Origin of the sequence: Streptomyces sp. LUP30 (assembly GCF_001746365.1) — a bacterium.
In the GTDB taxonomy this organism is placed as follows: Bacteria; Actinomycetota; Actinomycetes; order Streptomycetales; family Streptomycetaceae; genus Streptomyces.
In genome coordinates this window covers 20,425-44,723 of record NZ_MJAJ01000067.1, presented here as the reverse complement: position 1 = coordinate 44,723, position 24,299 = coordinate 20,425, and the positions used below count along the sequence as shown (strand labels likewise).

Annotated in this window: 1 protein-coding gene and 1 pseudogene; both read right to left on the bottom strand. The window is 74.0% G+C overall.

The window, feature by feature from the left end; genetic code table 11:
- Positions 1-28: 28 nt before the first annotated feature.
- The gene (locus BG482_RS45595) at positions 29-18,805 is read right to left on the bottom strand and encodes a type I polyketide synthase (RefSeq protein WP_370745944.1); all 18,777 of its coding nucleotides are present in this window, start codon (positions 18,803-18,805) and stop codon (positions 29-31) included.
- A pseudogene (locus tag BG482_RS45845) lies at positions 18,787-24,252 on the bottom strand (SDR family NAD(P)-dependent oxidoreductase); the annotation flags it as partial. The gene BG482_RS45595 and the pseudogene BG482_RS45845, both read right to left, overlap by 19 nt.
- Positions 24,253-24,299: the final 47 nt, after the last annotated feature.

Genomic DNA, 24,299 nt, shown 5'->3' with positions numbered 1-24,299 from the left:
GGGTGCGTGCGGGGGACCTGCGGGGTGCTCATGCGTCCCCCAGCTCGCGGTCGATCAGGTCGAAGAGGTCGCCCGCCGTCTCGACGTCGGCGAGCTCGTCGTCCCGGGCGGCGGGGACGGCGACCGGCATGAGGGGCTCGCCCTGCCAGCGGGAGAGCAGCTCGCGCAGCCGGGCGGTGACCTTCTCGTGGTCCTCACCGGCCATGTCGGCGTCCGCCAGGGAGCCCTCAAGGCGGTCCATCTCCGCGAGGAGGGCCTGCGCGGTGCCGGGCGGCTCGGGCAGGGACAGTTCGTTCAGCAGGTACCGGACCTGGGCCAGGGCTGTCGGGTAGTCGAAGACGAGGGTGGCGGGCAGCCGCAGGCCGGTGACGGCGCCGAGCCGGTTGCGCAGCTCGACCGCCGTCAGCGAGTCGAAGCCCAGCTCCTGGAAGGTCTGTTCGGGATCGATGTCGTCCGCCGAGCCGTGTCCGAGGACGGCGGCGGCCTGCTCGGCGACCACGTCGAGGAGGAGCTGGTCGCGGTCCGCGCGGGGCAGCGGAGCCAGCCGTTCGGCCAGCGACTGCGGAGCCCCGGTGACGGGTGTCGTCCCGGCGGCCGTGGCGCGGCGCCGGGCGGGGGTTCGGACGAGGCCGCGCAGGAGCACCGGCAGGACGTCGTGGTGCTCGCGCAGCGCGGCCGGGTCCAGATCCATCGGCAGCAGTGCGGCCCGGTCGGTGCCGACGGCGGCGTCCAGGAGCCGCATGCCGGTAGAGGCGTCGAGCGGCGCCATGCCGGTCCGGGCGTGCCGTTCGCGGTCGGCGTCGCCGAGTTCTCCGGTCATGCCCGCCTCGGGCAGCCAGGTGCCCCAGGCGAGCGACGTGGCGGGCAGGCCCTGGGCGCGCCGGTGGTGCGCGAAGGCGTCCAGGAAGGCGTTGGCGGCCGAGTAGTTGGCCTGTCCGGCTCCGCCGAAGGTGCCGGCGACGGAGGAGAAGACCACGAACCGGGCGAGGTCGAGGTCGCGGGTCAGTTCGTGCAGTGCGACCACGGCGTCGGCCTTGGGACGCAGCGCTTCGTCGAGTCGGTCCGGTGTCATCGAGGACAGCACGCCGTCCGCGAGGACACCCGCGGTGTGGATCACGGCCGTCAGCGCCCGGTCGGCGGGGACGCCCGCGAGGAGCGCGGCGAGCGCGGTGCGGTCGGCCACGTCGCAGGCGGCCACCGTGACCTCGGCTCCCAACTCGCAGAGTTCGTCGCACAGTTCGGCGGCGCCGGGCGCGTCCGGGCCGCGCCGGCCGGCGATCAGCAGGTGCCGTACACCGTGCTGGGCGACAAGATGACGGGCGACGATGCGGCCGAGTCCGCCGAGCCCCCCGGTGAGCAGGACCGTGCCGGCCGGGTCGGGCTCGGTCGGCAGGGTCAGCACGACCTTGCCGATGTGCCGTGCCTGGCTGACGAACCGGAATGCGTCAGGCGCCCTGCGTACGTCCCATACGGCCATCGGCAGCGGCCTGAGCACGCCGCGCCCGAACAGGTCGGCCAGGTCGGCCAGCATCTCGCCGATCCGGTCGGGACCGGCCTCGATCAGGTCGAACGCCCGGTAGACGACGCCGGGATGGTCGGCGGCGATCCGCCCGGTGTCGCGTACGTCGGTCTTGCCCATCTCCAGGAAGCGGCCGCCGCGCGGCAGCAGCCGCAGGGAGGCGTCGACGAACTCCCGGGCCAGCGAGTCGAGGACGACGTCGAAACCACGGCCGTCGGTGGCGGTGCGCAGCCGCTCCTCGAAGCCGAGGTCGCGGGAGGAGGCGGTATGGGCGTCGTCGAGGCCTGCGGCGCGCAGCGCGCCCCACTTGGCGGGTGACGCGGTGCCGTAGACCTCGGCCCCGAGGTGCCGGGCGAGCTGGACGGCGGCCGAGCCGACGCCGCCGGCCGCAGCATGCACGAGAACGCTCTCGCCGGGCTCGAGTCCGCCGAGGTCGACCAGCGCGTAGTAGGCGGTGAGGTAGGCGATGGGGACGGTCGCGGCCTCGGCGAAGCTCCAGCCCTTCGGGATCCGCGTGACCATCCGGGCGTCGGCGACCGCGACGGGCCCGAAGGCGCCGGCGAACATGCCCATCACCCGGTCCCCGGGGGCGAGGACGGTCACCTCGGCGCCGACCCCGGTGACCACGCCGGCGCCCTCCAGGCCGATCGCGGTGGCGTCGCCGGGGTACATGCCGAGCGCGGTGAGGACGTCGCGGAAGTTGACGCCGGCGGCGCGCATCGAGATGCGCACCTCGTTGGGGGCGAGCGCCGTGTCGACCTCCGGGCAGGCCTCGAGACGCAGGCCGTCCAGACTTCCCTTGTGTTCCACGCCGAGCCGCCAGGCGGCGGTCCCGGCGGGCGGGAGGAGGGCGCGGTCTGCGGCCAGCGGGACGATGTGCGGTGCGGCCACCGCACCGTCCCGGACGACGAGTTCGAACGCGTCGTCGCCGAGCACGGCGGGCAGTGCGCCCGCCGAGGCGTCGCCGCCGTCGGTGTCGGCGAGGACGAAGCGGCCCGGGTTCTCGGTGCGGGCGGCCCGCACGAGGCCCCAGACCGCCGCCTGCGCCGGATCGGCCGGGCGGGGGCCCGCGGGGACGGCGTCACGGGTGACGACCGCGAGCCGGGCGTGCGCGAACACCGGGTCGTCCGCCCACTGCCGGACGACGGCGAGCGCCTCGGCGAGGGTCGCGCGGGTCGCGTCGGCGAGGTCGGCGGCGTCGCCCTGGACGCCCGCCGTGACGGGCACGGCGTACAGGACGGTGTCGGGCGCGTCCCCGGCCTCCGCCAGGGCGTCGAGGCCGGGGACGCGGCGCACGGTGCGACCGGCGGCGCGCAGGGCGCCGGCCAGTGCCTCCGCCTCGTCCGCGCCGACGATCGTCCATGCGGCCGGTGCGACGGCGTTCGCCGCGGCCACCGGCTGCCAGTCCAGTTCGTACAGGCCACGGCGGTCCGGGGCGCCGACGGTGGAGCCCGCCAGATCGCCGGTCAGCTCACGCAGGGTGAGCGAGCCGACGGACCCGACCGGGCGGCCCGTCGGGTCGGCGAGGGCGAGGCCGACGGCCTCCGGGCCTTCCTGGACCATCCGCAGCCGCAGCGCCGAGGCGCCGACGGCGTCCAGGCGCACGTCGCTCCACGAGAACGGCAGCCGTCCGGCGTCCTTCATGGGCACGAACATCACGGCGTGCAGCGCGGCGTCGAGCAGGGCCGGGTGCAGGTCGAAGGCGTCGGCCGCCGGGGCGGCGTCCGCGGGCAGCTCGACCTCGGCGAACACCTCCTCGCCGCGCGTCCAGACCCGGGTCAGCCCCTGGAACAGCGGGCCGTAGAGGTGGCCGCGGTCGGCGAAGGCCTCGTAGAAGCCGTCGAGCGGGACCTCCGTGCCGTGCTCGGGCGGCCAGACGGTGAAGTCGTACGGTGCGGCCGCCGGTTCGGCGGCCGCGGTGAGCAGACCGCCGGCATGCAGGGTCCACGGTGTGCCGGCCTCGGCGGCGTCGGGCCGGCCGTGCACGGTCAGGGGACGGGCGCCGGTGGCGTCAGGGGCCTCGACCCGTACCTGGACCTGGACACCGCCCTGGGCGGGCAGGGTGAGCGGGGCCAGGATCGTCAGCTCCGCGACCTGTTCGCAACCGGTCCGGGCGCCGGCGTGCAGGGCCAGGTCGAGGAACCCGGTCGCCGGGAAAAGGGCGGTGCTGGTGAGCGCGTGGTCCTTGAGCCACGGGCTGCTGCCGAGTGCGAGCCTGCCGGTGAGGACATGGGTGTCGCCGTCGGCCAGTTCCACGGCCGCACCCAGCAGGGGATGGCTGCTCGCGCCCAGCCCCGCGGAGGTGACGTCGCCGAGGAGCCGGGGCGGCCTCGGCCAGAAACGGCGGCGCTGGAAGGGGTACGTGGGCAGCTGTACGGTGCGGGCGGCGGTGCCGTCGAACAGTCGCGGCCAGTCCACCGGCAGGCCGTGCGCGAAGGCCTGGGCGACGGCGTCGAGCAGCGTCTCGCGCTCGGCACGGTCCTTGCGCAACGACGGCACGAGGAGGGCGCCTTCGGCGTCCGGCAGGCAGCTCTGCGCCATCGCGGTGAGAGTGCCGTCGGGACCGACCTCCAGGAACCGGTCGACACCGTGCTCGGCGAGCCGGCGGACGCCGTCGGCGAAGCGGACGGCCTCCCGCACGTGGCGCACCCAGTACTCGGGGTCCTGGAGTTCGCCGCCGGCGGCGCCGCCGGTGACGTTGGAGACCACCGCCATCCGGGGCGCCTCGTAGGCGATGCTCGCGGCGACCTCGCGGAACGCGTCGAGCATCGGCTCCATGAGCGGGGAGTGGAAGGCGTGGCTGACCCGCAGCCGGGTGGTGCGTCGCCCGTCGGCGGCGAGGCGCGCGGCGATGCCGGTGACCGAGTCCTCGGCGCCGGAGACGACCACCGAGCGCGGGCCGTTCACCGCGGCGATGCCCGCGTCGCCGTGCCCCTTCAGCAGAGGCAGTACCTCTTCCTCGGTGGCTTCGAGCGCGAACATCGCGCCCCCTGAGGGGAGTTCCTGCATGAGCCGGCCGCGGGCGGCGACCAGGGCGCAGGCGTCCTGGAGGGAGAAGACTCCGGCGACATGGGCCGCGGCGATCTCGCCGACGGAGTGGCCGGCGACGTGGTCGGGGCGGACGCCCCACGACTCCAGCAGGCGGTACAGGGCCACTTCGACGGCGAACAGGGCGGGCTGGGCCCACTCGGTGCGGTTCAGCTGCTCGGCTTCGCCGCCGAGGACGAGGTCGCGCAGTTCTTCGCCGAGATGGGCGCAGACGGCGTCGAAGGCGGCCGCGTAGACCGGGAACGCTTCGTAGAGTCCGCGTCCCATGCCCGGGCGCTGGGCGCCCTGCCCGGAGAAGAGGAAGGCGGTCTTGCCCTCACCGCGGCGGACGCCGGTGACCGCGTGCGGTCCGCTCTCGCCGGAGGCGATCAGCCGCAGTCCGTCGGTCAGCGCCGCCCGGTCGGCGCCGAGGACGACGGCGCGGTGTTCGAAGGCGGTGCGGGTCGCGGCCAGTGACAGGCCGATGTCGGCGACGGTCGTGTCGGGCGACTCCTGCAGGTGCTCGAGGAGTCGGGCGGCCTGGGCGCGCAGGGCGTCACGGCTGCGTGCGGTGAGGACCCAGGGGGTGGGCGGGGTGTGCGTGCCGTCGGCGTCGGACGTGTCGCGCGGTCCGTCGGCTGCGCCTTCGTCGTGCGGCTCGTCGGCGACGCCTTCCAGGATGACGTGCGCATTGGTGCCGCTGATACCGAACGACGACACACCCGCACGCCGCGGACGCCCGGCCTGCACCTCCCAGACCCGCGCCCGCGTCACCAACTCCACCGCACCCGCCGCCCAGTCCACATGCGACGACGGCTCATCCACATGCAACGTCGCCGGCACCACACCCGACCGCATCGCCAACACCATCTTCATCACACCCGCCACACCGGCACCCGCCTGCGTATGACCCACATTCGACTTCACCGACCCCAACCACAACGGCCGATCCACCGAACGCCCCTGACCATAGGTCGCCAACAACGCCTGCGCCTCGATCGGATCACCCAACCGCGTCCCCGTACCATGCGCCTCCACCACATCCACATCCACCGCCGACACACCCGCATCCGCCAACGCAGCCCGGATCACCCGCTGCTGCGACGGACCATTCGGCGCACTCAACCCGTTCGACGCACCGTCCTGGTTCACCGCCGAACCCCGCACCACCGCCAACACCGGATGCCCCAGCCGACGCGCATCCGACAACCGCTCCACCAACAACAGACCACCACCCTCAGAAAACCCCGTCCCGTCCGCCGCCTCCGCGAACGCCTTGCACCGACCGTCCACCGCCAACCCCTGCTGACGACTGAAGTCCACGAACAGACCGGGCGAGGCCATGACCGTGACGCCGCCGGCGAGGGCGAGGTCGCATTCGCCGTTGCGCAGGGACTGCGCGGCGAGGTGCAGGGCGACGAGGGAGGCGGAGCAGGCGGTGTCGACGGTGACCGCCGGGCCTTCCAGCCCGAAGGTGTAGGACAGCCGGCCGGAGACGACGCTGGCAGCGTTGCCGGTGAGCATGTAGCCCTCGAAGTCCTCGCCGGAGGCGGCGAGCATTCCGGTGTAGTCCTGGCCGTTGGTGCCGGCGAACACACCGGTCCGGCTGCCGCGCAGCGACCGCGGATCGATCCCCGCCCGCTCGAACGTCTCCCACGCCATTTCCAGCAGGAGCCGCTGTTGCGGGTCCATCGCCACGGCCTCGCGCGGCGAGATGTTGAAGAACGCCGGGTCGAATCCGCCCGCGTCGCTGAGGAATCCGCCGGTCCGGGTGTAGACGGCGCCGGCCTTCCCGGGCTCGGGGTCGTAGAGGGCGTCGAGGTCCCAGCCGCGGTCCTCGGGGAAGGGAACGAGGCCCTCCTCACCGTCCAGGAGCATCCGCCACAGCTGGTCGGGGGTGCTGATGCCGCCGGGGAACCGGCAGCCCATGGCGACGACGGCGATCGGGTCGTCGTCGGCCACGGTGCGGCGCCGGGCTTCGTCCGGCGCGGCGGGTGCGGTGTCGCCGGCGACCTGGGTGAGCAGGAAGTCGGCCAGCGCCCGGCAGTCGGGATGGTCGAAGACGAGGGTGCTCGGCAGGCGCAGGCCGGTGACGCGGTTCATGCCGTTGCGCAGTTCTATGGCGCTGAGCGAGTCGATGCCGAGGTCGGTGAAGGGACGTTCGGGTTCGACGGCGTCGGCCGAGGGGTATCCGAGGACGCTCGCGACGTGTCCGCGCACGATCTCCAGGGCGGCGCCGGGCCGTTCGTAGTCGGGCAGGGCCGTCAGGTGGGCGTGGAGCGACGACACCTCGGCATCAGCCGTCGCGTCCTGCGGGGCGGCCTGCAACGCCCGGCGTGCGGCGGGCAGTTCGTCGAGGAGGCGGGTCGGCCGCGGGGCGGTGAAGGACAGCGCGTAGGTGTCCCAGCGCAGGTCGGTGACGACGACGTGGGTGTCGCCGAGGTCGAGGGCACGGCCGAGGGCCTCGCAGGCCTCGGCGGTGTCCATGGGGTGCACTCCGTAACGGCGCATGCGGTCGCCGGCGGCGTCTCCCACCATGCCGCCCTCGGCCCACAGGCCCCAGGAGACGGCCGTGGCGGGAAGCCCGGCGGCTCGGCGTTCGGCGGCGAGGGCGTCGAGATACGCGTTGCCGGGAGCGTAGTTGCCGAGTCCCGCGCCGCCCAGGACGCCCGCGGTGGAGGAGAACATGACGAAGGCGGAGAGGTCGAGATCGCTGGTGAGTTCGTGCAGGGCCCGTGCGGCGACGGCCTTGCCGCGCAGGACCGGCTCCATGCGGTCGGCGTCGAGCGATTCGATCACACCGTCGTCGAGGGCGCCGGCGACGTGGAACACCGCGTCCAGCGGCAGGTCCGCGGGGATCGCGGCGAGCAGGCCGGCGAGGGCGGTCCGGTCGGACACGTCGCAGGCCGCGAGGGTGACGTCGACTCCACGGGCGGTGAGTTCGTCCCGCAGGTCGGCGGCGCCCGGCGCGTCGGCGCCGCGGCGGCCGGCCAGTACGAGACGGGTCGCGCCGCGGTCGGCGAGCCACCGGGCGACGTGGCCGCCCAGGGCTCCCGTGCCCCCGGTGACCAGGACGGTTCCGCGGGGCTGCCAGGGTTCGGCGAGGACGTCCGCGGCCGGGGCGTGGACCAGCCGCCGGCCGTGGGCGCCCGTGGCGCGCAGCGCGATCTGGTCCTCCTGGCCGGGGGCGGCGAGGACGGCGGTCAGGCGGGTGGCGGAGCGGGCGTCGAGGTCGGCGGGCAGATCGATCAGGCCGCCCCAGCGCTCGGCGTGCTCCATGGCGGCGACCCGGCCGAAGCCCCAGACGAGGGCCTGGGCGGCGTCCGGCGCGGAATCGGCCGCGCCCACCGCGACGGCGCCGCGGGTCGCGCACCACAGGGGTGCGTCGACGCCGAGGTCGCCCAGTGCCTGCACCAGGGCGAGCGTCGAGGCGAGGCCGACCGGGACGGCCGGGTGGGCGGGGTGGTCGCGGGTGTCGAGTGCGAGCAGGGAGAGCAGGCCGTCGACGCGTCCCGTGTCCTCGTCGGCGGTGAGGAGGCCCGCGAGCGTGGCCCGGTCGGCGCCTCCGTCCGGCAGGACGATACGCCGGACCGTGCGGGCGCCGCCCGCGGCCAGCGCGTCGGCGACCGCGTCGGCGACCGCGGTGTGGCCGGCGGCGTCGGCGGGGGCGAGCAGCAGCCAGGTTCCGGTGAGGGTGGCCGGGCCCGGGTCGAGCGGCGTGAAGGCGACGCGGTAGCGCAGGGCGTCGGTGGCGGCCAGTGCCCGGCGGGCGCGCCGCCAGTTGCCCAGCGCGGGCAGCACGGTGCTGAGCGGGGCGTCGGCGGGCAGGTCGAGAGCGTCGGTCAGGCTCTCCAGGTCCTCCTGCTCCACGGTCTGCCAGAAGCGGGCCTCGACGGAGTCGGCCGTGAGCCCGCCGTCGGCGGCGAGGTCGGCGGCGACCGCCTCCCGCAGGGTCGGCCAGTAACGCCGGTGCTCGAACGGGTAGGTGGGCAGGTCGGTGCGGGTGGCGCCGGTGCCGGCGAAGAGGGCTTCGAAGTCGATGCCGACGCCGTGCACGTGGGCCTCGGCGAGCGCGCCGAGGAACTGCCTGAGGTCGCCGCGGTCGCGTCGCAGGGAACCGAGGACGGCGCCGTCCGCTCCGGCCGCGTCGAGGGTGTCACGCAGTCCGACCGCGAGCACGGGATGCGGTCCGACCTCGACGAAGGTGCGGTGTCCGGCGGCGATCAGGCCGCGTACGGCCTCCTCGAAGCGGACGGTCTCGCGCAGGTTGGCGTACCAGTAGTCGGCGGTCAGCCCGGTGGTGTCGAACCAGTCGCCGGTGAGGGAGGAGCGGAAGGGGATGTCCGCCTCCCGCGGCGTGATGCCGTCCAGGTCGGCGAGGACGGTGTCCCGGATCGCCTCGACCTGTGCGGAGTGCGACCCGTAGTCCACGTTGACCTTGCGGGCCCGGATGCCGTCGCCGGTGAGGGCGGCGTGCAGTTCGTCCAGGGCGCCGGCCTCGCCGGAGACGACGACGGACGCGGGGCCGTTGACGGCCGCGACGGCGAGCCGGTCGGCCCACGGCGCCATGCGGGCGCGGGTGTCGTCGGCCGACAGCGGCACGGACATCATGCCGCCTGTGCCGGCGATGCCGGTGATGGCCCGGCTGCGCAGGGCGACGACGCGGGCGCCGTCCTCCAGACTCAGGGCGCCGGCGACGCACGCGGCCGCGATCTCGCCCTGGGAGTGTCCGACGACGGCGGCCGGACGGACGCCGTGGGCTCGCCACAGGGCGGCGGTCGCCACCATGACGGCCCACAGGGCGGGCTGGACGACGTCGACGCGACCGAGGTCGGCGCTGTCCTCGTCGCCGCGCAGTACCGCCGTCAGGGACCAGTCGACGTGCGGGGCGAGCGCCTGCTCGAGGCGGTCGATCCATTCGGCGAACACCGTTGACTCGTGGAGGAGTTCGCGGGCCATGCCGACCCACTGGGCGCCCTGTCCCGGAAAGACCAGAACGGGTTCGTCGCCTCCGGGGACGGCCGCGCCGACCACTGCGGGCGCGGTGAGCGGTCCGTCGGCGGCGAGTGCGGCGAGCGTCTCGTCGAGCCCGTCCGCGTCGTCGGCCAGGACGGCGGCGCGGTGGGCGAAGGAGGCGCGTCCGACGGCGAGGGTGTAGCCGAGGTCGGTGAGCGACGTGCCGGGCCGGGCGCGCAGGTGGGCGCGCAGCCGGACGGCCTGGGCGCGCAGCGCGGCGGGCGTGCGGGCGGAGAGCAGCACGGGGACGGCGGGCAGCGCGGCGCGTTCGGCGGGCAGCTCCGGCGCGTCGGGTGCCTGCTCGACGATGACGTGCGCGTTGGTGCCGCTCATGCCGAAGGAGGACACCCCGGCGCGGCGGGCGCGGCCGGTGACGGGCCAGGGCTGTTCCTCGCTCAGCAGCCGGACCCGGCCCGCGCTCCAGTCGACGTGCGGGGTCGGGTCGTCCGCGTACAGGGTCCGCGGCAGGATCCCTTCGCGCAGCGCCATGACCATCTTGATGACGCCGCCGACGCCCGCGGCGGCCTGGCTGTGCCCGATGTTGGACTTCAACGAGCCGAGCCACAGCGGCCGGTCCTCGTCGCGGTCCTGTCCGTAGGCCGCGATGAGCGCCTGGGCCTCGATGGGGTCGCCGAGGGTGGTTCCGGTGCCGTGCGCCTCCACGGCGTCCACGTCCTGCGGGGACAGCCCCGCCGAGGCCAGCGCCTGCCGGATGACCCGCTGCTGCGACGGCCCGTTGGGGGCGGTCAGACCGTTGGACGCGCCGTCCTGGTTGAGGGCGGAGCCGCTGACGACGGCGAGCACCTGGTGACCGTTGCGGCGCGCGTCGGAGAGGCGTTCCAGGACGATCATGCCGACGCCCTCGGCCCAGCTCGCGCCGTCGGCGTCCGCGGAGAACGGCTTGCAGCGGCCGTCCTCCGCGAGGGCGCGCTGGCGGCTGAACTCGATGAGCGAGCCCGGCGTCGACATCACGGTGACACCGCCGGCCAGGGCGAGTTCGCACTCTCCCTGGCGCAGCGACTGCGCGGCCAGGTGCAGGGCGACCAGGGAGGAGGAGCAGGCGGTGTCGACGGAGACGGCCGGGCCTTCCAGACCGAGGGCGTAGGAGATGCGGCCGGACAGCACGCTGGGCGAGTTGCCGGTGCCCACGTAGCCCTCGAAGTTGTCGTCGGAGGCGGCGAGGATCGTCACGTAGTCCTGGTAGGTGACGCCGGCGAAGACACCGGTGTCGGAGCCGCGGGCGGCGACGGGGTCGACGCCGGCCCGCTCCAGTGCCTCCCAGGACACTTCGAGGAGCAGACGCTGCTGGGGGTCCATGGCGAGGGCCTCGCGCGGACTGATCGCGAAGAACGCCGGGTCGAAGCTGCTCGCGTCGTGGAGGAACCCGCCTTCCCGGGTGTAGACCGTGCCCGGGTGGTCGGGGTCGGGGTGGTAGAGCCGCTCGGGACTCCAGTTGCGGTCGGTGGGCAGGGGCGAGATGCCGTCCACTCCGGCGCGCACCAGGTCCCACAGGTCCTCGGGCCCGGCGATGCCGCCGGGGTAGCGGCAGGCCATGCCGACGACCGCGATGGGATCGTCGTCGACGGCACGGCGGACGCGGGCGGGCACGCCGGTGACGACGGCGCCGAACAGGTCGTCGGCGAGGTGCCGGGCGAGGACGGCCGGCGTCGGGTGGTCGAAGACGAGGGTGGCGGGCAGGGTGACGCCGAGGGCCGCGCTGAGTCCGTTGCGCAGTTCGACCGCGGTGAGAGAGGTGAGGCCGAGGTCGGTGAAGGGCCTGGCGGGCTCGACCTCGTCGGGACCGCTGTGGCCGAGCACGGCGGCGACCCGGTCCCGTACGGTGGCGAGGAGTGCGCGCTCGCGTTCCGCGGCGGGCCGGCCGGCCAGCCGTTCGAGGAGGCTGCCGGGGGGCTGGGTACGGGCGGCGGTCCGGCGGCGGCCCGGTTCCGGGAGGGGCACGGTGTCCGGGCGGGCGGTGGCCGCGGAGGTCGTGGGCGCCCCGGGCACCGGCCGCAGCAGCAGCGACCCGACGGTGAGGACGGGGTCGCCGACCGCGTCGGCGGCGGTGAGGGACAGCGTGTCCGCTCCAGTGCGCTCCAGGCGGACGCGCAGCGTCGTCGCGCCGGTGGCGAACAGTTGGACCGCGCCCGCGGAGAACAGCATGCGTCCCTCGCCCAGGCCGTCGAACGTCCCGAGGCCCAACGGGTGCAGGGCGGCGTCGAGCAGGGCCGGGTGCAGGTCGTGGCGGCCGGCGTCGGCCGTGGCGGACTCGGGGAGCGCGACCTCGGCGTACACGGCGGTCCGGTCCCGCCAGGCCGCCGACAGGCCCTGGAAGACGGGCCCGTAGTCGAGACCTGCCTCCCGCAGCCGCGTGTACAGCCCGTCGGTGTCCAGTTCCTCGGCGCCGGGCGGCGGCCATGCCGTCAGGTCAAGGTCCGGGGCCGGTTCGGTCTGCGCCGTGAGGACACCGGCGGCGTGCCGGCTCCACGCGGCGCCGGTGTCGGCGGCCGGGCGTGCGTGGACGGCGAAGGCACGATCACCACGGGCGTCGGGCGACTCCACGCGGATCTGCAGGGCGACGGCGTCGTGCTCGGGCAGTGACAGCGGGCGTTCCAGGACCAGTTCCCGAACCTGCGGGCAGCCCGCGTGGGCGCCGACGGCGAGGGCGAGCTCGAGGAAGGCGGTGCTCGGGACGACGGCTGTGCCGCCGATGCGGTGTGCGGCGAGCCAGCTCGCGGCTCGGGTGCCGAGGCGGCCGGTGAACAGCAGGGAGTCGTCGACGGCGGACGGGACGACCGCGCCGAGCAGGGGGTGGTCGGCGGGAATGAGTCCGGCGGCGGCCGGGTCTCCCCCGGCAGCCCCCGCCTCGATCCAGTACGGCCGGTGCTGGAAGGCGTAGGTGGGCAGTTCCACCGGGCGGGCGCCGGGCGCGGTGGCGTCGAGCACGGCGCGCCGGTCGACGGGTGCGCCGTGGGTGTGCAGGGCGCCGACCGCGGTCAGGAACGTCTCCGCTTCGTCGCGGTCGTCGCGCAGCGTGGGCACGGCGAGCGGCGCGCTGCCCTGCCAGGCCCCCTGGGCCAGGGCGGTCAGGGTGGTGTCGGGGCCGAGTTCGACGAGGCGGACGACGCCTTGCTCCTCCAGGGCGGCGACCGCGTCGGCGAACCGTACGGCGTGCCGCACGTGCCGCACCCAGTACGCGGCGTCCGTCAGCAGGCCGGGTCCGGCGACGCGGCCGGTGAGGTCGGAGACGACGGGGACGTGGGGCTCGGTGTACGCGACGGTGTCCGCCACGGCCCGGAAGTCGTCGAGCATCGGCTGCATGCGCGGCGAGTGGAAGGCGTGAGCGACCCGCAGCCGGGTGGTCTTGCGGCCCTGCTCCGCGAAGTGGGCGGCGACGGCGAGAACGGCGTCCTCGTCGCCGGAGACGACCACGGACCGGGGTCCGTTGACGGCCGCGACCCCGATGGCCTCCTCACACCCGGCGAGCAGCGGCAGCACCTCGTCCTCGGACGCCTGGAGGGCGATCATCGCGCCGCCCTCGGGCAGCGCCTGCATCAGCCGGCCCCGGGCGGCGACCAGGCGGCAGGCGTCGGGCAGGCTGAACACCCCGGCGACGTGGGCGGCGGCGATCTCGCCCACGGAGTGGCCGATCAGGTGGGTGGGCCGCGCCCCGAACGACTCCAGGAGGCGGAAGAGGGCGACCTCCACGGCGAACAGGGCGGGCTGGGCGTACTCGGTGCGGTTCAGAGTGTCCGCGTCGCCCTCGTGCACCACCTCGGCCAGAGGCCGTGCGAGGAGCCCGTCGAAGTGCCCGCAGACGGTGTCGAAGGCGTCGGCGTACACGGGGAACGCGTCGTGCAGTCCGCGGCCCATCCCCGGGCGCTGGGTGCCCTGTCCGGCGAACAGGAACGCGGTGCCGCCCCCGCTCAGGGTGTCCCCGGTGACCACGGCGGGGTTCGTCTCTCCCGAGGCGAGCGCACGGAGTCCGGCCAGCAGTGCGGCACGGTCGGAGCCGGTGACGACGGCTCGGTGTTCGAGCGGCGCACGTGTGAGGGCAAGCGAGTGCGCGACGTCGGCGGCGTCCAGAAGCGGGCGCTGTTCCAGGTGGGCGAGGAGCCGGCTCGCCTGGTCGCGCAGGGCGGGTGCGCTGCGCGCCGCCAGCAGCCACGGCAGCGCGGTCCCCTCGCGGTCCGTGCCGTCGGCGCGGGGAGCGCCCGGCTCGTGCCCGACGGCGGCCGGTTCGGCGAGGATGACGTGTGCGTTGGTGCCGGAGACGCCGAACGCGGAGACGCCGGCGCGGCGGGTACGGTCACCGGGGTGCCAGGCCACGGCCTCGTCCAGGAGGCGGACCCGACCGGTGTTCCAGTCGACGCGGGAGGAGGGGCGGCCGGCGTGCAGGGTGGTCGGCAGCATCCCGTTGCGCAGGGCGAGGACCATCTTGATGACGCCGACGGCTCCGGCCGCGGCCTGGGTGTGGCCCAGGTTGGACTTGACGGAGCCGAGCCACAGCGGCCGGTCCTCGTCGCGGTCCTGTCCGTAGGCCGCGATGAGCGCCTGGGCCTCGATGGGGTCGCCGAGGGTGGTTCCGGTGCCGTGCGCCTCCACGGCGTCCACGTCCTGCGGGGACAGCCCCGCCGAGGCCAGCGCCTGCCGGATGACCCGCTGCTGCGACGGCCCGTTGGGGGCGGTCAGACCGTTGGACGCGCCGTCCTGGTTGACGGCGGTCCCTTCCACGACGGCCAGCACACGGTGGCCGTTGCGCCGGGCGTCGGACAGCCGCTCCACGACGAGGATGCCGACGCCCTCGGCCCAGCCGGTGCCGTCGGCCTCCTCGGAGAACGCCTTGCACCGGCCGTCCGGGGCCAGTCCGCCCTGAAGGCTGAACTCGACGAAGGCCCCGGGGTCGGCCATGACCGTCACGCCCCCGGCGAGGGCCAGATCGCTCTCGCCGGACCGCAGCGACTGTGCGGCCAGATGCAGTGCGACCAGCGAGGAGGAGCAGGCGGTGTCGACCGTGACGGCCGGGCCCTCGAGTCCGAGGGAGTAGGCGATGCGGCCTGAGACGACGCTGCCCGCCTGGCCGGTCAGCAGATGTCCGCCGAGGCCCTCGGGGATTTCCGTCAGACCGGTGGCGTAGCCGGAACTGCCGGCGCCGACGAAGACGCCGGTGCGCGAGCCCTTCAGAGCGGTGGCGTCGATGCCGGCGAACTCCAGCGCCTCCCAGGAGGTTTCCAGCACCAGCCGCTGCTGCGGGTCGAGCGCCTGAGCCTCGCGGGGGCTGATGCCGAAGAACGCGGCGTCGAAGGCGGAGGCCCGGTTCAGGAAGCCGCCGGAACGTGTGTCGCTGACCTCGAGCAGGGACGTCAGGTCCCAGCCGCGGTCCTCAGGGAACCCGCCGACGGTGTCGCCGCCTGCGGCCAGCAGCTCCCACAGCTGGTCGGGGCCGTCGATGCCACCGGGCAGACGGCAGCCCATGCCGACGATGACCACGGGGTCGGTGTCGGCGGCCCGTGCCGTCGTCTCGTGCCGGACCTCCACGGTCCCGAACAGCACGTCGCGGAGGTGCTCGGCGACGGCGAGCGGGGTGGGATGGTCGAAGACCAGCGTGGTCGGCAGCGGGACGCCGGTCTCGGCGGTGAGGTCGTTGCGCAGTTCGACCGCGGTCAGCGAGTCGAAGCCCATGTCGCGGAAGGCCCGTCCCACGGTGACCGCGCCGGGGTCGGCGTGGCCGAGCGCGGCGGCGGCACGACGGCACACCAGGTCGAGCAGGCCGGCCTCGCGCTCTTCCGCGGTGAGCGGCGCGAGACGCTCGCGCAGCGTGCTGCCCGCCGCCGTGACGGCCCCGGCCGCGGCCGGTCCCGCGGACGTGTCGGCAGGCACGGCGAGCAGGGGGCTGGGGCGGCCGGTGGTGAAGGCGGCCAGGAACCGCTCCCAGTCCACGTCGGCCACGACCACGGTCGTGTCCCCGCCGGCCAGTGCGCGCTCGAGGGCGGTCAGCGCGGCAGCGGGAGCGAGCGGCCGCAGTCCCCTGCGGATCAGCAGCCTCGCCGTCTCCTCGTCGGCGGCCATGCCGGTGTCGCCCCACGGCCCCCAGGCCACGGAGGTTCCGGCCAGGCCGCGGGCGCGACGGCGTTCGACCAGCGCGTCCAGGTGGGCGTTGGCTGCGGCGTACGCGGCCTGCCCACCGCTCCCCCAGACGCCGGCGATCGAGGAGAACGTCACGAAGGCCGACAGGGAGCCGTCACGGGTCAGCTCGTCGAGGTGGTCGGCGGCCACGGCCTTGGCCCGCAGCACGGCCGCGAGCCGGTCGGGCGAGTAGGCGGCGATGACCTCGTCGTCGAGGACGCCCGCGCAGTGCAGCACCGCGTCCACGGGGTGCTCCGCGAGGAGCCGCTCGACCGCGTCCCGGTCGCCCATGTCGCAGGCCACCACGGCCACCCGCGCGCCGAGCTCGGCGAGTTGCGCGCGCAGCTCGTCCGCGCCCGGCGCCTGGGGTCCACGACGGCTGGTCAGCACCAGCTCGCGCGCCCCGCGCGCGACGGCCCAGTGCGCGACGCGCGCACCGAGGGCGCCGGTGCCGCCGGTGATCAGGACGCGCTCCGGGGACGTCCACTCCCCCGTGCCGGCGGGGACGGGAGCGGGCACGAGCCTGCGGGCGTGGGCCTGGGCGCCGCGCACCGCGACCTGGTCCTCGTCGGCGGCCTCCAGAACGGCGGCGGCCCGAGCGAGTGCGCGCCGGTCCGGCCGTGCGGGCAGATCGAGCAAACCACCCCAGAAATCCGGGTGTTCGAGCGCTGCGACCCGGCCCAGGCCCCACACGGAGGCCGCCCCGGGATCGACCGCGGCCTCGGTCCCGGCTCCCACGGCCACGGCCCCGCTCGTGACGATCCACAGCGGCGTACTGAGCCCGGCGTCGCCGTGGCCCTGCACCAGGGCGAGGGCGCTGTCCACACCCGGCAGGCACGAGAGCACACCGGCGACGGGAACGCCGTCGGCCACGGCCGCGCCGAACAGATCGCGGAGAACCGTGCGTTCCCCACCGGCGGCGCAGACCACGCGCTCGACTCCCGGCACGAACTCCTCGATGCCGGGCAGCATCTCGTCGTCACCGGCCTGCAGCAGCAGCCACCGACCGCTGACCGCCCGCTCGCCGCCCGTCGCCAGACGATCCCAACGGACGCGGTAGCGCAGCGAATCCACGGCGGTCCGCTCGAGCTGAGCACGCCGCCACTCCGCCAGCGCCGGCACGACACCGTTCAGCTCCCCGCCGTCGAGGCCGAGGACACCGGCGAGTTCATCGGCGTCACCCTGGTCGACGGCGGCCCAGAACGCGGCCTCCCCGGCCGTCACCACGGTCGTCGTCTCAACGGCCCGCTTCTTCACCTCGGGCCAGTACCGGGTGCGCTGGAAGGCGTACGTGGGCAGCGGCGCGGGACGCACGCCGGCGAAGAGCCCGTCCCAGCGGACGGGAAGTCCGCTGGCGTGCTGAGCGGCCATCGCCGCGAACAGCCCGTCGACTTCGGGGCGGCCCTTGCGCTGCACGGGAACGCAGACGACACCGTCCCCGAGAGCGGTCCGGGCGAGTGCGGTGAGGGTGGCGTCGGGGCCGATCTCCAGGAACCTCGTCACACCCTCGCCGGCCAGCACACCGATCCCGTCGGCGAACCGCACCGCCTCACGCACATGCCGCACCCAGTACTCCGCCGACGCCAACTCGCCCTCCGCAGCGAGCCGCCCCGACACGTTCGACACCAACGGAACCGACGCAGAGCCATAGGAGATGCCCTCCGCGACCTTGCGGAAAGCCTCCAGCATCGGCTCCATCAAGGGTGAGTGGAACGCGTGCGACACCCGCAGACGCGACGTCCGCCGGCCCAGCGCCTTGACCTGACCGGCGATCTCCGTGACGGCAGCCTCGACGCCCGCGATCACCACCGCACGCGGACCGTTCACCGCAGCGACCGACACCTCCGCCCCACGGCCCTCCAACAGCGGCAGCACCTCGTCCTCGGCCGCCTGGAGGGCGATCATCACCCCACCCGACGGCAACGCCTGCATCAACCGACCCCGCGCCACCACCAACGCACACGCATCCTCGAGCGAGAACACACCCGCCACATGCGCAGCCGCGATCTCACCGACCGAATGACCCATCAGGAAATCCGGACGCACCCCGAACGACTCCACCAGACGGAACAACGCCACCTCGACCGCGAACAACGCAGGCTGCGCCCACTCCGTACGCTCCAGCAGAGCTGCGTCCTCACCGAAGATCACATCCCGCAACCCACCCCCCACCTGCGCGCACACCGCATCGAACGCCTCCGCGAACACCGGGAACGCCTCATACAACCCACGACCCATCCCCACCCGCTGCGCACCCTGACCAGCGAACAAGAACGCCGTCCGGCCTTCGCCCACCGTTCCGGTGACGGCGTGAGAGCTGGCCTCGCCTGCTGCCAACGCTGCGAGAGCGGAGAGGAGTTCGGTGCGGTCCCGCCCCCATACGACGGCCCGGTCCTCGAACGCGGTACGCGTCGCGACGAGGGCGGCGCCGACCTCCACGCAGTCGATGTCGGGGGTGGACCGTACGGCGTCCAGCAGCCGGGCGGCCTGTGAGCGCAGGGCATCGGCGCCGCGTCCGGACAGCACCCACGGCACCACCGGCAGACCCGCACCCGCACCCGCACCCGCGCCCATGCCCTGACCCTCGTGCTCCATCTCCTCCGCAGACTCGGCCGGAGCCTGTTCGAGAATCACGTGCGCGTTGGTGCCCGACAGACCGAACGAGGACACCCCCGCACGCCGCACCCGCCCATCCTCCTCGGGCCACGGCTGCTGTTCCGTCAGCAGTCGGACCTCGCCAGCAGACCAGTCCACATGCGACGACGGTTCACCCACATGCAACGTCGCCGGCAACACCCCATGCCGCAACGCCTGCACCATCTTGATCACACCAGCCACACCCGCAGCCGCCTGCGTATGACCCACATTCGACTTCACCGACCCCAACCACAACGGCCGCCCCCCGTCGCGGCCCTGACCGTACGTCGCCAACAACGCCTGCGCCTCGATCGGATCACCCAACCGCGTCCCCGTACCGTGCGCCTCCACCACATCCACATCCACCGCAGACAAACCCGCCGACCCCAACGCCGCCCGAATCACCCGCTGCTGCGACGGACCGTTCGGAGCCGTCAACCCGTTCGACGCACCATCCTGATTCACCGCCGAACCCCGCACCACCGCCAACACCCGATGCCCCAACCGCACCGCATCCGACAACCGCTCCACCACGCCCGAATCACCCGCTGCTGCGACGGACCGTTCGGAGCCGTCAACCCGTTCGACGCACCATCCTGATTCACCGCCGAACCCCGCACCACCGCCAACACCCGATGCCCCAACCGCACCGCATCCGACAACCGCTCCACCAACAACACACCCACACCCTCACCCCACCCCGTACCATCCGCACCCTCACCGAACGCCCTGCACCGACCATCCCCCGCCAAACCACCCTGACGACCGAACTCCACGAACGCGCCCGGCGTCGACATCACCGTCACACCACCCGCCAGCGCCAGATCACACTCCCCCGACCGCAACGCCTGCCCCGCCAAGTGCAGAGCCACCAACGACGACGAACACGCCGTGTCGACCGTCACCGCCGGACCCTCCAGACCCAGCACATACGACACCCGACCCGACGCCACACTCGCCGCGTTACCCGTCCCCACATACCCGCCGAAGTCACCCTCCGACACACTCAACAACGCCGGATAGTCCTGACCGTTCGTCCCCACGAACACACCCGTACGACTCCCCCGCAACGACCGAGGATCCAACCCCGCCCGCTCCACCGCCTCCCACGACGCCTCCAACAACATCCGCTGCTGCGGATCCATCGCCAACGCCTCACGCGGCGACACCCCGAAGAACTCCGCATCGAAACCACCCACACCCGACAGAAACCCACCGCGACGTGGGTATTCGCCGGCCTTGCCGTCGCCGTTGGCGTACCGGTCGTACACGGGTTCCAGCGCAGCCCAGCCGCGGTCGGTGGGGAAGTCCCCGATGCCCTCGCGGCCGTCCGCGAGCAGCTCCCAGAACTGCTCCGGGGTCTCGACGCCACCGGGGAAACGGCAGGCCATGCCCACGATCGCCATCGGCTCGTCCACCGCGATCGCAGCGGCCCCGTACGGCGTGACGGCCCCTGCGGTCCCGTCCCCGTCCCCGTCCCCGAACAGCTCGGCGTGGATGAACGCGGCCAGCGCCTGCGGGGTCGGATGGTCGAAGACCACCGTCGCCGGGAGAGCCACCCCCGACACGGAGGCCAGGACGTTGCGCAGCTCCACCGCGATCAACGAGTCCACGCCCAGATCGCGGAAGGCCCGCTCCGCACCGACCTGTTCGGCGCCCTCGTATCCGAGTGCCGCCGCGGCCCGGGCACGGACCTCTGTGACGAGTTCCCGCAGGCGTGCCTCAGGGGCGAGGCCGCGCAGACGCGCCTGGAGTCCGGTCGTGACGGTCTCGGCGGTGACCTGGGATCCGGCCGGGGCGCGGTACACCTCCGCGAGGAACGGGCTGTGCCGGACCGCGGTGAAGGCGGCGCCGAAACGGCTCCAGTCGACGTCGGCCACGAAGGCCGCGGCCGTCGCGTCCCCAGCGGCGGCGGCGAGGGCGTCCAGGGCCCGGTCAGGGTCGAGGAGGCCCACACCGCCTCTCAGTTGCCGGACCTCCGCGTCGGCGTCGGCGGCCATGCCGCCGCCTGCCCACGGCCCCCAGGCGATCGAGGTGGCGGGCAGCCCCTCGCTCCTGCGCCGCTCCGCGAGGGCGTCCAACAGGGCGTTGGCGGCGGCGTAGTTGGCCTGCCCGGCGGAGCCGACGGTGCCGGCGAAGGACGAGAAGAGGATGAAGGCGGACAGCTCGCGGTTCCGGGTCAGCTCGTCCAGGTTGCGTGCGCCGGCGACCTTGGCGGCGAAGACCTTCCTGAAGGCGGCCGGTGTCAGGCCGTCGAGGACGCCGTCCTCCAGCACCCCTGCCGTGTGGACGACCGCATCGACAGGGTGGGCTTCGAGGAGCGCGTGCAGAGCCTTACGGTTCGTCAGATCAAGTGCTGCGAACGTCACTTCGGCACCGGCGTCCCGAAGTTCGTCCCGCAGGTCCTCGGCGCCCGGCGCCCGGTCCCCGTTGCGGCTGACCAGGATCAGGCGCGCGGCGCCCGCCCGGGCGGCCCACCGGGCCACTCTGGCGCCCAGTGCGCCTGTGCCTCCGGTCACCAGGACCGTGCCGGACGGCTGCCAAGCCGATTCCGGTGTGGGAGAGACCGGAACCAGGCGGCGGCCCATGAGTCCGCCGGATCGGACCGCGACCTGGTCCTCGCGTGGCCCCATGGCCGTCGCGCCGTCGGCGAGCAGGGTGACCAGCCGGGCGGCCGAACGCCGGTCCAGGGTCGCGGGAAGGTCCACGAGACCGCCCCAGCGGTCGGGGTGTTCCAGGGCGACGACGCGCCCCAGACCCCAGACGCCGGCCTGGTCGGGTTCCGGGGCGGGATCGCCGGCCGTGGCGGTGACGGCTTCCCGGGTCAGGGTCCAGAGCGGCGCCGAGACGGCGGCGTCTCCGAGGGCCTGGACGAGCACCGTGGTCGCGAGAACGCCGTCGGGCACGTCTCCGTTCCCCCCGCGCTCCAGGGCGAGGGTGGAGACGACGCCGGCGACCGGGGCGTCGCCGACGGCCACGGCGATGCGGCGCGCCAACTCGGCCCGGCCGTCGCTGTGGTGGTGCTCGACGGGGACCAGTTCCGCACCGGCGTCGTGCAGTGCGCCCGTCAGGGCGCCGTCCCAGCCATCCGCGCCGGCCGAGGACACGGGCCTCAGGAACAGCCAGCGCCCGGAGAGCCGCGCGCCCTCGGGCAGGCCGGCGACCGTGCGCCAGACGACACGGTGGTGCAGCCCGTCGACGGCGACGGCCGAGCCGTCCTCGGCGTAGGAACGCTCCAGCCAGAACCGGTCACGGCGGAAGGCGTAGGTGGGCAGCTCGACCGTGCGCGCCGCCGGGAGGAGTGTGGACCACGTCACCGCCGCGCCGCTCAGGTGCAGTCGCGCTAGGGCCGCCACGAAGTGCCGGGACTCCTGACCGCCCTTGCGGAGAACCGGCGTGTACAGCACGTCGTCCGCCGGGCTGGTCTGTGCGAGTGCGGTGAGGGTGCCGTCGGGGCCGATCTCCAGGAACCGCGTCACACCCTCGCCGGCCAGCACACCGATCCCGTCGGCGAACCGCACCGCCTCACGCACATGCCGCACCCAATACTCCGCCGACCCCAACTCGCCCTCCACAGCGAGCCGCCCCGACACGTTCGACACCAACGCAACCGACGCAGAACCGTAAGCGACGCCCTCCGCGACCTCACGGAAAGCCTCCAGCATCGGCTCCATCAAGGGTGAGTGGAAGGCGTGCGAGACCCGCAGACGCGACGTCCGACGGCCTCGCGCCTTCAACTCCTCAACGACCTCGGTGACGGCCGCCTCGACGCCCGCGATCACCACCGCACGCGGACCGTTCACCGCAGCGACCGACACCTCCGCCCCACGACCCTCCAACAGCGGCAGCACCTCGCCCTCGGCCGCCTCCACCGCGACCATCACCCCACCCGACGGCAACACCTGCATCAACCGACCCCGCGCCACCACCAACGCACACGCATCCTCCAAAGAGAACACACCCGCCACATGCGCAGCCGCGATCTCACCGACCGAATGACCCATCAGGAAATCCGGACGCACCCCGAAAGACTCCACCAGACGGAACAACGCCACCTCGACCGCGAACAACGCAGGCTGCGCCCACTCCGTACGCTCCAGCAGAGCCGCGTCCTCACCGAAGATCACATCCCGCAACCCACCCCCCACCTGCGCACACACCGCATCGAACGCCTCCGCGAACACCGGAAACACCTCATACAACCCACGACCCATCCCCACCCGCTGCGCACCCTGACCAGCGAACAAGAACGCCGTCCGACCACCGCGCATCGTCCCGATCGCGGCGCGTGCGTCGGGCTCGCCCGTGGCCAACGCGGAGAGGCCGGCGAGGAGTTCGGCGCGGTCGTGGCCCTGGATCACGGCGCGGGTCTCGAAGGCGGTGCGGGTGGTGGCCAGGGAGGCGGCCAGGTCGTAGAGGTCGGTGTCGGGGCGCTCGGTCAGGTGGGCGGCGAGGCGGCCGGCCTGGCCGCGCAGCGCCGTCTCGTCGCGGGCGGAGAGGAGCCATGGCAGGACCGGGAGGGCGGTACGGGGTCCCTGTTCGGGGGTGGTCTCGTCCGCGGAGGCTTCGGGGGCCTGCTCGATGACGACGTGCGCGTTGGTGCCGGAGACGCCGAACGCCGAGACTCCGACGCGGTGCGGGTGCTCGACGCTCGGCCAGTCGACGGGCCCGGTGAGCAACCGGACGTGACCGGCGCTCCAGTCGACGTGCCGGGAGGGGCTGTCGGCGTGCAGGGTGGGCGGCAGGACGCCGTGCCGTAGCGCGAGGACGGACTTGATGACGCCGACGACGCCGGCGGCGGCCTGGGTGTGGCCGATGTTGGATTTCGCGGAGCCGAGCCACAGCGGCCGGTCGGCGGTACGGCCCTGGCCGTAGGTGGCGAGAAGCGCCTGGGCCTCGATGGGGTCGCCGAGCGAGGTGCCCGTGCCGTGCGCCTCGACGGCGTCGATCTCGGACGCGGGCACGCCGGCGTTGGCGAGGGCGGCGAGGATGACGCGCTGCTGGGCCAGGCCGTTGGGGGCGGTGAGCCCGTTGGAGGCGCCGTCCTGGTTGACCGCGCTGCCGCGCAGCACCGCCAGCACCTGATGGCCGTTGCGGCGGGCGTCCGAGAGCCGTTCGACGACGATCGTTCCGGCGCCCTCGGCCCACCCCGTCCCGTCCGCGTCGTCGGAGAAGGCCTTGCAGCGGCCGTCGCCGGCCAGGCCGCCCTGCTGCTCGAACTCGATGAAGGCGCCGGGGCTGGACATGACGGTGACACCGCCGACGACGGCGAGAGAGCACTCGCCGGAGCGCAGCGACTGGGCGGCCAGGTGCAGGGCGACGAGGGAGGAGGAGCAGGCGGTGTCGACGGTGACGGCCGGGCCCTCGAGCCCCAGGGTGTAGGCGACGCGGCCGGAGAGGACCGACATGGAGTTGCCGGTGAGCAGATGGCCCCGGACGTCGTCGGGGACCTCGCGCAGCCCGGAGGTGTAGCCCTGGTCGCTGCACCCGACGAACACACCCGAGCGGCTGCCCCGCAAGGTGGCGGGATCGATGCCCGCGCGCTCGAAGGCTTCCCAGACCACTTCGAGCAGCAGTCGCTGCTGAGGGTCCATCGCGAGCGCCTCGCGCGGGGAGATGCCGAAGAAGGCGGGGTCGAACCGGTCGGCGTCGTCGAGGAAGCCGCCACGGCGACGCCCGGCGGCGCCGTTGTCCGGCCCGGGCGCGGTGGACCAGCCCCGGTCGGCGGGCCAGTCGGTCACCGCGTCGGTCCCGTCGACCAGCAGGTCCCAGAAGTCGTCGGGTGTGCGGACGCCGCCGGGCAGGCGGCAGCTCATGCCGACGATGGCGACGGGCTCCTGCTCGCGAGCCTCCAGCTGGCGTAGCCGGCGGCGGGTGTTGTGGAGATCGACGGTGACCCGCTTGAGGTAGTCCCGAAGCTGCGCTTCATTCGTCATGGACTGCCCCCATGCTGATCGGTTCTGTGACGGAACGT